This window comes from Treponema sp. UBA7567 (assembly GCF_002476655.1).
GTDB lineage: Bacteria > Spirochaetota > Spirochaetia > Treponematales > Treponemataceae > Treponema_D.
Map to the genome: position 1 here is coordinate 19100 of NZ_DLLH01000023.1, position 11418 is coordinate 30517.

The window sequence follows — 11418 nt, forward strand, 5'->3', positions numbered from 1 at the left end:
TATTATAATTTTAAAATACGGTAAAATAGCAGCACGAATAAAATGCTATTTTTTAATTTAATTCCGGAGGAAAAGCAAATGAAGAAAATTTTAACAGTTTTATCTGCCGTAATTTTTGGAACATCTGTTGCCAGCGCACAGGTTTTAAGTTCACAGCAGATGAAAAATACGGCTTGGATTGGTTTTGGAGCGCCAATCGATGGCAACGCGACATTTTACGGTTTTACAGATACTTTCCAGGCAAGATTTGACCGCGGAAATTTTACTATTGAAGGCATGCTCAACTGGAGTTTTCTTGCAAATTACGACAACGAAGGCGATGTAGATAATTTCGTTTTTGGAACTTCAAACGGCAACCCTCTTTCTCTCAAATACGGCACAAGAGGAAGCTCTTCTTATTATGCAGGCGACAACACCTTGTCAAACGAAGCTCTTGCGGTTGCAGCTGCTACAGGCACAGTTCTGAATAATCAGGCAAATGTTTCAAATACAATTCAGGATTCTTACTATGTAAATTTTATCTGGCATCCTAAAAAGAATTTTGATATTGGCGTTGGAACAAAACTCAACTGGCAAGTAGGTCCGGCACCTCGTTACGGAAACTGGCTTTGGGAAGCAGACTCTCACGTTCGTCAGGGCGGTTTTTCAACATCTTATGACGACAGATCAGGCAGCTCATTCCAAACATCTTCTGAAGCAACCGGTTCTTATAAATTCAATGTTGATGCGCCAGGTTCTGCCGATGTCGTAGGATTTATTCCTTATGCAAACAAATACGCTAAACGTGCGCTTGGCGTGCGATACAATTACAATTCAAAAGACTTGAAATTTCAGGTCGGAGCCGCAATTCCAAATGGATTCAACACAGACGACCCTGCTATAAACCTTGGTATTCAAGTTGCGCCAACAAAATGGCTCAGCATTGCCGCAACACTCGAAGGAGCATTTGAAGAAAAGGCAAATTTCTATTCGGGCGCTACAATCGGAGCTGAAAACTTTGTTCTTGACCTTTACATTGCAGCAGATTCGCTTTTTTCTGACGCTGAGAATGACGAAGCCTACGGTTTAGGAGCTGCAATCAACTTTATAATTCCAAACACAAAGCTCAATCTCCGCCCGGAAATCGGCTTAAACTTCTTTGAAAATAGCCATTACGATTTTGCATGGTACACAGGAGCAACACTTTCGTTTGCAATTAACAACAAAACAGGATTCAATTTATGGGGTTCTTGGGCACAAGGCTCAAAAGACGACCGCTGGGCTGATTACAAAGTTTCAAAAGACTGGAACGGCGGCCATGTTTTAAATCTCCGCCCTGAGCTTACATACGATTTTTCAAAAAATACAACTTTTGCAGTTTATGCCGACTTTGAGCAGAGAACTTCATTTGACGGTGAAAACCGCAGATGTTGGTCAAGCGGTGTATTTATGACATACATTTTCTAAAAAAATATTTTTCATACTATCATTTCGGATTTAAGCCGGCAAAAAAAACTGTCTTCAAATTCGGAATATAAATTTTAATAAAGTGCCTGTGATTTTTTGCACAGGCATTTTCTTTAATTGTCAACGCCAAGACCAAAAAGAGCAAAATCTCCGCGCGCAGGATCCCCTGGAAAATACTCATTCATTTTTTTTGAAAGTGCAACAGCGGTTTTTAAGTTCGCAGAAGGAATTTTTCCAGAAGAAGTTTTTTCGATAAGTGAAAATTTTACGGCTTCCTGCATTACATGAGTGTCCAATGGAATTAAAAGCCTGTTTTTGTCGTACCAGTTCCATAAGCCTAAATCAACCGGCGAGTTTTCGCGAACCATCCACCTTAAAAACATATTCAACTTTTTCGCGGCTCCATTTTTTGAGCGGCATATCAAAGCACATTCACCGCAAAAACTCTCGGCAATGACAGAATGAAGAAAAATCTCTTCTTTATTTTGAATATTTTCAATTGAATTTTCCCATTTTCCCTTAAAGAATTCGCCTAAAGTTTCTTTTTGACTTAAAAAAATCTGCAAATTCCTAAAAAAATTCTTCATATCACAAAAAGTGTACATTCTGTAAAATGACTTTTTGCTTTCATCAAAAAATTTCTCATATTCCCCGTCCAAAATCCATTGCGCCGGAGTTTTTTTTGATTCTTTTATCATATCGAGAATAATTTGAATATGGGAAAGAATCTGATCCCGCCTTCCAAATGCTAGATTTGCCGACAAAAAAGCGACAATTTCCGCATCTCTGACAGTTCCACCATTTTTAGGCGAAAATTTATGCATAAACTGCGATGGATCTTTTTGCAAAAATTGAGGAGTTTCGTATTTGTCAGCAAGTAAAATGATTCTTTGTTTTAAGGACAGGCACATTTTTGTAATTTTTTCAGAAAAAAACGGACTGCCAAACAAGTTCGATTTTTAACAGCGATTGGCTTTTTTTTACCAAAATCGCTGCAAGTCTTGCTTTTTAACAAGCCCGTTTTTTTACAAGTTTAAATTTTATTTGTTAAGAATGAATTCAACACGGCGGTTTTTCCACCAGTTGTCTTTGTCGCTTCTTGCAACAACTGGCTGACTTCCGCCACGGCCAACAGCTGTAAGCCGGGCAGAATCTACTCCGTTTTTCCTGAGCTGTTCTTTTACAAACTCTGCACGTTCCTGAGAAAGAGGTTTAAGAGCTTTTCCATACTGTACAGTATCTTGAGTTTCTTCCGCTTCAGTTCCAGAAACGTTGTTTGCGTGGCCTTCGATTGTTACAGTGTAGTTTTTGAATTTGTTCAAAATTTCTGCAATTCTCTTAAGAACGCGTTCGTTGTTTGACTTTTGAGCAAGTGTAATTCCGCCCTTTATTTCATCTTCGGTCTTAAAGTCTGCTGCGTCTGAACGGAAGATGATTGATGGAACTGCCATCTTGAGAACATCGCCAACACGGATTACAAGAACGTCTACGCTAATTTTTCCTTCTACAGTACTTGTCATGCCGAGAGTGTCGGTTGCTGTAAATACATAAGGATAATCCATTGCAGACTGAACAAGCTCACCGTTATTTCCGCGTCCGTCCCAAACAAGCCGTTCTGTAATCGTTGATTTTCCGTTTACAGACCAAAATGTTTTTCCGTTTTCTGGATCTTTTACGACAAATGACCAATTCTTTAGCGGAACAGTGCTGTTTCCTTTTAGCTGAATGTAAAGGTCATCGTCTTCGCCGTCATTGTCTGGAGAGAAATAGCGAGGCGCTGTTTTTACAGAAAGCTGAGGTGGAGTTACAGTACATATAAATGCAGATGAAACGGCATTTACGAGATTTCCCTTTTCGTAAGAAATTGAAAGATTTCCGGTAAATACGCCTTCGACAACTTTTCCGTCAGCATCGTTTCCGTCCCAATTTATTACGGCTGGCAAATCTTTTGACTGCTCACTTGTCCACTGTCTTACAACCTTGCCTTCTGCGCTTGTAATTGCAAATTTCCATTCAGAAATTCCATCCACAACGCTCGTTCTTACTGTAAATTTCTGAAGATCGGCAATTCCATCCCCGTTTGGAGCAAAATATTCAAGATCAGCAGTTAAATAAGCCTTTGTTTCGCGCTTGTCAACTTTTAGACCGGCAATTTCTGCATCGGCACGGTTTCCAGCGGCATCAACCGAAGCAAATACAATCTTGTAAAGACCGTCCGCAACCTTGTTTCCGCTGCCGTCCGTTCCATCCCATTCGAAATTCGGAACACTGCCCTTCCATTCGTAAGATTTTACAACATCGGCTTTTGAATCAACAATTTTTGCAGTCCATTTTTCTTCATAAGATGAATTTGCAGTTACAGGAACAATATCTCTGTTTCCATCACCGTCTGGAGAGAATACTGTATAAGGAACAGAAATTTCGATTGAAGGCGCAATGCTGTCAATTGTAAACGGCTGGCTTGAAGCAGAAGCCTCGGAACCGTTTTTAGATTTTACAGAAAGCTTTGCAGAATAACTTCCGTCTACACAGCGGCTTCCGTTCGAGGCAAGACCGTTCCATTTTATTTCTGAAGGAAGAGATTTTTGTGCATTCTGAGCCCAAACCAGTTCTCCGTTTTCGCCATGAATTTCAAGATAATAATGCTCTACTTCTCCGCTCTTTACAACAGGAACAAATTTTACGCTTGCCGAAGCCGGATTGAAAGAGGCCGGGCTTACAGTAAGAATAAGCTCGGTTTTGCTTGTATCAAGCGCAAAGTGAGGAGATTCAATTTTTGTTGAATTTCCTGCGGCATCGTTTGCAGTCAAAACGTATTTATAATTTCCGTCTTTTGAAAGAATATTTTTTGAATCAAGTCCGTCCCAGCTTAATTTTTCCGGCAAATATGAACCAAATTCAAACTTCTTTACAGCATTTCCATCTAAATCTAAAATTGTTCCTGTCCAGTCCGAAACCGGCGAAAGAGAATTGCTTACTGTTGCCTGTGCAATTTCGAGCAAATCAAGATTGCCATCTCCGTCTGGAGAGAAAGTTGAATTCTTTATTGTTACAGTCGCGCTTGGGGCAGTATTGTCGAGCGTGAATACAGGCGACCTTAAAGGATCTGGTTCAAAACCGTTGAGATATTTTGCAGTAACCTTCGCATAATAAGTTCCTTCTGGCGCAACCTGTTCAGAGTCAGTTTTTCCGTCAAATTCAATATTTTCCGGAGGATTGTCAGTTCCCGAATAAATGCGGATCGCGTCTCCATTTTTGTCTTCGATTGCAACTTTCCATTCAACTAGTTTGTTTCCTGTTTTTGCCTGATTTGGAGCGGGAATTTTTACATTGAATAAAACAGTATCGTTTACACCGTCGCCATTTGGAGAAAAATATCTGTTTCCGCTGAGAGTAATATTTACAGCAGGTTTTTCTGCGGAATAAATGATATTTGAAATTATAGCTGGCGCAGAAACGTTTCCTGCACGGTCTGTCGCAGTAATTCTGTAAGAATAAACTCCGTCTTTTACAAAAACGCCGTTGTCGTCAGTTCCAGCCCAATCAAATTTCAGAGGTTCGCTTTCTGTCCATTTAAACACGCGTACAGGAACTCCAACAGAATCATAAAAAGTTCCATTCCATAAATCTTCAAGTGAACCAGACTGTCTTATTGTAAGAACAGATTTTGCTCCTTCACCAAAGATTTTTGCATCCTGGCTTGGCTGAACAAGCTCAATTTCTGGCGCAGTATTGTCAACAATTACGACAAATTCTCTTGTAGAAGCAGTGTTTTGATTGTCGTCTGTTGCGCTGAAAGAATAGTAATATGTTCCGTCTGGAGCAGTTTCGCCGTTGTCCATAACACCGTTCCAAACTACAGTTTCTGGAATTGTTACACCAGTTTTTGGAGCAACAAGCTGCTTAAAAAATTTTTTTAGTCCAAGTTTTTCCGGACGTTTTTCTTTATTGCCGATTGTGCGGACAACTTCGCCTTTTTCGTTTTTTACTGTAAAACTCCATTCGGTCACATAGCGTTTTTCTTTTATCTGAAGAGGAACTTCAAGAACATCCTGAACGCCATCATTGTTTGGAGAAATATAAACAGGGCCTTTTTCTGCAAAAACCGAAGCTGAAAAAGCAAGTGCCAATGCCGCAAAAAAATATCTTTTATTCATAACTATTTTTCTCCCCAAAGGATAATTTCTGGAGCCTGAGTATCTTTAAGGCCGAGGTTGATTTTTGCCCCGGCGCTGACTGCATTCACGTTTTTGTAAAGCTGCTTCCAGGCACCGCTTACAGTCATTTCGCTCTGTTCCCAGCCTTTTTTTGCCAAAAGAGAGCCGTCCTTAGAATTAAAATTGAATTGGAAACTTACTCCGACAGAAGGCAATATATTTTTTGAACCTTCAGAAAATTCCCTGGCGTCGTATTCCCACGAAGAACTTAGTTTTACAACGTTAGCAAAAAGCAGCTGAAGTCCTGCATCGCACACAAAATTCTGGAACGAAGGAAAAGAAAAATCAAGGCTTGCTCCAGCCTTAAAATTATTTTGCTTAAAAAAAGTTGCGGCCGCTCCCATTTTTGGAGTTGCAATTCCCGGCCATTCAGACGCTTCGCTGCCTGTAATTCCAAGAACAGTTGTATTTCCGAGCTGTTTTCCAATATTTAGCAGGACTGCGCCAAAGCGAATGTCTTTTAAAATTCCAGCTTCGCCAAATTCATAAAAAGCGCCCAAATTTACGCCGCCACGCCAGTCAGAATTATGGCCGTAAAAAACTCCAAGCTCGGCGCTCGCTCCAACAGAAAGTTTGTCGGTTACATCTTTTGCAATATTTGCCGTAAAGTTAAAAGAATTTCCCAAATGCATATCATAAAAAGGCACAAAAACGCCCTGAACTAAAAATGAAGAAACGCACCATCTTGAAGGAAGAAGAATACCGCCTTCAAAAGCCCCTCCAACAGATTTGTCAGATTCGTCCTTGCTGTCAAAAAGCATTGTTCCGGAAAGATTTAAAACAGCACGCTGCTCAAAAGCCGTAAGAGCAGGATTATTTACGACAGAATCCGGAGAAACAGAAAACAACGGTCCGCCAGCAGAAGAAGAACCTTCGCTCAAAAGTTCCGGAGAAGAAATGCGGAGAAGATTTTGTCCGCCAGCCGGAGGATTATACGCATACAAGGCTGCACCAGCACATAAAACGGCAGATGCAATAATTTTTTTAAACATACATAAACTCCTGTATTTTTACCTGAAAATAAAGACTAAATCAGATAAAGCAGTTTCTTTATATTATAATATTTTCTATTAAAAAATTCTCGATATTATCAATTTATAGAACAAAAAAAATATAAAGATGTTTCTTCTGTAAGTCATTTTTACAGCAAATCTCTAAAATTGCAATTTTTTTCGGCAAATTTTATAATGGTTTTTATGAAACCAGCCCTTTATTTAATTCCGAGCAAACTTGGCGAAAACACAGAAATTGAAAGCGTTATTCCAGCAAAAAATATCGAAACAGTAAAAAATATACGCCATTTTATTGTAGAAAGCAGAAAGTGCGCAGTTCGATTTTTGATTGAACTTGATAAAAATTTTCCGATAGATGAATGTTCTTTTTATGAACTAAGCGAGCACACAGACGAAAAAAAAGATTTGAGCAAGATTTTAAGTTTTCTTGAAAAAGGCGAGCCTATGGGAGTTTTGAGCGATGCCGGCTGTCCTGCCGTAGGAGATCCCGGAAGCCGGGCAGTCGAAATTGCCCATAAAAAAAATCTTGAAGTAATTCCGCTGGCAGGTCCAAATTCAATGATTATGGCGATTATGGCGAGCGGTTTTAACGGACAAAATTTTGCTTTTAACGGTTATCTTCCTGTCAAAAACGGCGAACGCGAGACAAAGTTAAAACAGCTCGAAAACAGAATGTACAAAGAAAACCAGACTCAGCTTTTTATCGAAACTCCCTACAGAAACGAAAAAATGCTTGAGGCAATTTTGAGAATCTGCCGTCCGGAAACAAAACTTTGCGTTGCGGCTGGAATTACAACAGAAAAACAGTTTATAAAGACAAAAACCATAGTTCAGTGGAAAAAAACTCCAAAGCCTGAACTTTCAAAGATTCCTGCTATGTTTTTGATTTACAAATAAGGCTTAAAAAATGCGTTAGCGGCGGGAAGGGCGTGCAAGGCACGTTGCGAAACGAAGCGGAGCAATGAAGGCGAAAGCCGGAACCCTGGACAGAGCGGCCTGCAAACGCAGGCAACGCCCTATTTTTTCTAATCTTTTCTTTTTCCGAAAAGTTTTAAAAGTGCAAGCAAAATATTTATAAAGTCGAGGTAAAGTTCAAGCGCGCCAAGAATTGCAACTTTTTTGTAATCGTCCGTATTTTTTGAATTTTCGGCTGTTTTTAAGATTTTTTGGCTGTCGTAAGCGGTAAGCCCCGTAAAAACAAGAACTGTTGCAATGCTTACAATCAAATCCAGCATAGCAAGCGGCGCTCCTGTAAAAAAGCCCAAGATAAAATGCAGGAGAGTCGCCAGAAGAATTCCCAAAAGTCCCATAACGCAGTAACGGCCGAGCTTTGTAAGATCAGATTTTGTTTTTGAACCGTAAATGCACATTACGACAAAAGTAGCTGAAGTAGCGAGAAATGCGTTTGCAATCGAAGCAATCTGGTAAACTGCAAAAATGCTGGAAAGCGAAATTCCATTTATGACAGAATAAAGTATAAAGGAAAATCTTGCCGTAAAAACGCTCATTGTGCGGATTTTTGCTGTTAAAAAAATTACGACTGCGATTTCGAGAAAGCACAAAAGCATAAATCCCATTCCGCGTCCCGCAAAAAGCATTTTGCCAAGATATGAAAGCTGCATGTGTCCGTCCAATGTCTGGGTAAAAATGTTTGCAGCTGTAAAATATGCGACAACTGCGCTCAAAAAAAGCGCAAATGCCATCCAGCCGTAGCAACGGCTTAAAAACTGTGATTTTTCCGCGACTGTCAAGCGGAGCGATTTTGTCTGTGTCATAAAACAAAAAACCTCGAAAATCAGATTTTAAAGCATCTCCAAAAGCCCAAAATGAACTTCTGGATTTTTGCTTTAAGATTCTTTATTTTAGCAATTCTGCAATTGCAGGTCTATTCCAGCGGGCTGCCATTTTTGAAGGAGTTTCGCCGCTGAGATTTTTTGCGGTGCGGTCAAGTCCAAGTTCAAGAAGATGCCGAACCTGGACATCGTTTGCAAGTCTAGCCGCATAATGCAGGATTGAATCTCCAGCAGTGTCAGTTTTGCGCGCATTGTACTTACAGATTGCATCAAGAATTTCGACATTTCCGTTTTTAAATGCGTTTGTAAGGGCGTTGTCGCCAGTTATTGTCGCTGCAAACGGGTCTGCTCCGCGTTCAATCAAAGTAAGGGCAAGGCTCTTTTGACTAGTTGTAATCGCCATATTGAGCGGAGTTACGCCTTTTCCGTTGCGCTGGCTTACAGGATAGCCCATTTTTATAAGCATATCGAGTTTTTGTGCAGAAACTTTCTTTTCTACGGCAATGTGAATCGGAGTATTTCCGTCAGAATCGACAATGTTGAGATTTGTGCCGAGCACAGCTCTCAGAACGTTTTCATCATAATTCAAGACAAGGCTGAATGGACTGTCGCCGTAAGTGTCGCGGCTGAGGGGATTTCCGCCAGCAGAACGAATCAATTCTATGATTTTTATATTTCCACCCAAGGCCGCTTCATGGAACGAATTGCGTCCGTTCATTTCCTGAATCAGTGGATTTGCTCCTTTTTCGAGCAATAAATTTACCATTTCCTCGTTTCCGCTCTGGATTGCGTCTACAAGAACAGAACGTCCTGTCACGTCGGTAGAATTTACGTTTGCTCCATTTTGTATAAGAAGAACAGCCATCTGCCTTTTGTCCGAACGGCAGCAATCGCTCAAGGCAGTTTTTCCAGAAAGGTTTTGAGAGTTTACATCGAATCCAAGAGAAATTACTGACTGCGCAGCCTGAAGACTGTTCCATTTTACTGCATAGTGCAACGGAGTGTTTCCAAGATGATCGCGTGTAAGGTTTGAACGAGTGTCCGTAATAATTCCGTTTTCAACAAGAATATTTATTGTCGAAGGGGAATCAGCCTTTACAGCCGCAAAGAGAGCAGATTCTCCATTTGCATTTACAGCATTCACATTTGCGCCTTTTTGAATAAGGGCAGAAACCGCTTCATCAAGTTTCCATTCGCATGCGTAATGAAGAGGAGTATTGCCAGAACCGTCAGAAGCGTTCAATGTCTGGCTGGTAATAAGCCAGTCCTGCACTTCTCCACCCTGTGCCAGGGCAATGCGAAGCGGAGAATTGTTTTCTGTGTTTGAAGCAAAAATATCGGCATTTTTTGAAAGCAAAAGATCGCCCACGTCTTTTTTGTTTTTGCGGACAGCAAGGAAAAGAACAGAGTCTCCATCTTTGTTACGCGCGTTTACATCTGCTCCAGTTTCTACGAGAAATTTTATGTAGTCGAACGGGCTGTCTTTTATAAGAGCAATGTGCAGAGGAGTATTTCCGGCACTGTCTTTAGAAAGCACATTCTGAGGAGTAATCAAAGTTTTGAGCATATCAATCGAAGGACTTTCTAGCGCACGTGTAAGAGGCGTGTTTCCTTCCATATCTTCTGCGTTTATGTCGGCGCCTGCGCGGGCATAAAAAATCACGTGTTCAGTATTGTTTTTTTCGATTGCAAGGCTTAGCGGAGTTACACCTTTTTTGTTTCTTTCGTTTACAGGCGCTCCGTGGTTTATCAGAACAGAAAGCACATCTGTCTTTACAGCAGCCATTGTGCAGACATGAAGAACAGTATCGCCATACATATCTTTCTGAGTAACATCGGCGTTCGCAGACAAAAGCACGTTGTACATTTCAAGTTGTTTTTCCGCAGGAATTATAAGCAAGAAAGGCGATTTTCCAACAGCATCGAGAGCATCAACCTTCGCACCTGCATCAAGCAAAATCTTTGCAATTTCTACGCGTCCATAACGAACAGCTTCGTGCAATGGAGTTGAACCTGCAATATCCTGGGCCTGCAAAATATCCGAAATCCGGACAGGAGTTTTTTCGTTAAGAAAGTAATTTACAATTCCCGTATGGCCAAGAATCGTCGCAAAATGAAGAGGAGTCTGCCCGTCGGCAAAACGCAGCATCGTGTTGTGAGTGCGCACAGAATCTTCAAAATAAGCAAAGTCTCCTCGCTCACACTCGCATCCAGCCTGCAAAAGCGCAGCCGCAATTCTGACAGGAACAGTTTCGTCTGCACGCTTATAGCACAGAGAAAGAGGAGTGTCGCCTTCATTGTTTTTTACAGAAAGCGGAAGCTGCTTTTTTATGCAAAAATCAATCGCTTTTTCGTCGTCCGTCCGAACAAAATAATGGACAATCGAATCTCCGTTTATAGCGCGAATCTGCCCGGTTTTTTCGGTAATCATTACTTCATACCAAAGTTCATTTTTTGCAAGCGCAAGCTGGAGTGCGGAATTTTCAGAGGCATCCTTTGCAAAAATATTCGCTCCCATCTGAATCAAAATTTTTGCAGATTCAATATTGTCATTTTTTACCGCAACCAAAAGCGGAGTATCGCCGTCTGCATTTTCAATTTCCGTGCCGGCATTTTTAAAGGCAAAAAAAGCAATCAAATCAGCTTCGTTAATTCGCGCGCAGACATGAAGCGCAGTGTCGCCGTTTTTATCCTGAGCGTTGATGTCGGTTTTTGTAATAAAAAGCCCTTTTGCTTCTTCGTAACGCCCTTCTTTCAGCAATTTTTGAACAGACTCATCTTTTTCAACTGCCGTCGAATTGCATGATAAAAAAGCAAGGCAAAAAAACAAGGCAAAAAAACTAAATATCTTTAAATTTTTCATGCTGTCTCCCGTAATTTTCAAGTAAAATTTCTTTGTTAAATTATCGGAAGAAAAAATTTGAAGTTAAGAAAACCTGAATACTAAAT

At 40.6% G+C, this 11418-nt stretch carries 7 protein-coding genes; 2 read left to right on the plus strand and 5 right to left on the minus strand.

Features of this window, described 5'->3' with window-relative positions; all coding sequences use genetic code 11:
• The first annotated feature begins 78 nt into the window (after positions 1-78).
• On the plus strand, positions 79-1446 hold the full coding sequence (locus tag B3Y13_RS02460; RefSeq protein WP_296692493.1) for a hypothetical protein: 1368 nt from the start codon (positions 79-81) through the stop codon (positions 1444-1446).
• Between the two features lie 113 nt (positions 1447-1559).
• On the opposite strand, the gene B3Y13_RS02465 is transcribed toward B3Y13_RS02460, so the two are convergent.
• The 3 genes from B3Y13_RS02465 to B3Y13_RS02475 form a co-directional block, all read right to left on the minus strand.
• On the minus strand, positions 1560-2357 hold the full coding sequence (locus tag B3Y13_RS02465; protein WP_296692497.1) for a TIGR02757 family protein: 798 nt from the start codon (positions 2355-2357) through the stop codon (positions 1560-1562).
• 129 nt (positions 2358-2486) lie between these two features.
• On the minus strand, positions 2487-5603 hold the full coding sequence (locus B3Y13_RS02470) for a FlgD immunoglobulin-like domain containing protein (protein ID WP_296020272.1): 3117 nt from the start codon (positions 5601-5603) through the stop codon (positions 2487-2489).
• A 2-nt stretch (positions 5604-5605) separates the two neighbouring features.
• Entirely contained in the window at positions 5606-6655 is a 1050-nt protein-coding gene (locus B3Y13_RS02475) for a hypothetical protein (protein WP_296020275.1), read from the minus strand.
• 204 nt (positions 6656-6859) lie between these two features.
• Between B3Y13_RS02475 and B3Y13_RS02480 the strand changes: the two genes are divergently transcribed.
• Positions 6860-7573, plus strand: coding sequence for an SAM-dependent methyltransferase (locus B3Y13_RS02480; protein ID WP_296692501.1), 714 nt, complete (start codon positions 6860-6862; stop codon positions 7571-7573).
• A gap of 128 nt (positions 7574-7701) precedes the next feature.
• On the opposite strand, the gene B3Y13_RS02485 is transcribed toward B3Y13_RS02480, so the two are convergent.
• Entirely contained in the window at positions 7702-8451 is a 750-nt protein-coding gene (locus B3Y13_RS02485) for a Bax inhibitor-1/YccA family protein (protein ID WP_296020280.1), read from the minus strand.
• An 82-nt stretch (positions 8452-8533) separates the two neighbouring features.
• A complete protein-coding gene (locus B3Y13_RS02490; RefSeq protein ID WP_296692504.1) occupies positions 8534-11332 on the minus strand; it encodes an ankyrin repeat domain-containing protein in 2799 nt (932 codons plus the stop codon).
• Between the last annotated feature and the right edge of the window lie 86 nt (positions 11333-11418).

What these genes read in the sequence shown, in the direction of transcription:
- B3Y13_RS02480 (WP_296692501.1), top strand. Translation starts at nt 6,860, where the DNA reads ATGAAACCAGCCCTTTATTTAATTCCGAGCAAACTTGGCGAAAACACA.
- B3Y13_RS02490 (WP_296692504.1), bottom strand. Translation starts at nt 11,332, where the DNA reads ATGAAAAATTTAAAGATATTTAGTTTTTTTGCCTTGTTTTTTTGCCTT.
- B3Y13_RS02460 (WP_296692493.1), top strand. Translation starts at nt 79, where the DNA reads ATGAAGAAAATTTTAACAGTTTTATCTGCCGTAATTTTTGGAACATCT.
- B3Y13_RS02465 (WP_296692497.1), bottom strand. Translation starts at nt 2,357, where the DNA reads ATGTGCCTGTCCTTAAAACAAAGAATCATTTTACTTGCTGACAAATAC.
- B3Y13_RS02470 (WP_296020272.1), bottom strand. Translation starts at nt 5,603, where the DNA reads ATGAATAAAAGATATTTTTTTGCGGCATTGGCACTTGCTTTTTCAGCT.
- B3Y13_RS02485 (WP_296020280.1), bottom strand. Translation starts at nt 8,451, where the DNA reads ATGACACAGACAAAATCGCTCCGCTTGACAGTCGCGGAAAAATCACAG.
- B3Y13_RS02475 (WP_296020275.1), bottom strand. Translation starts at nt 6,655, where the DNA reads ATGTTTAAAAAAATTATTGCATCTGCCGTTTTATGTGCTGGTGCAGCC.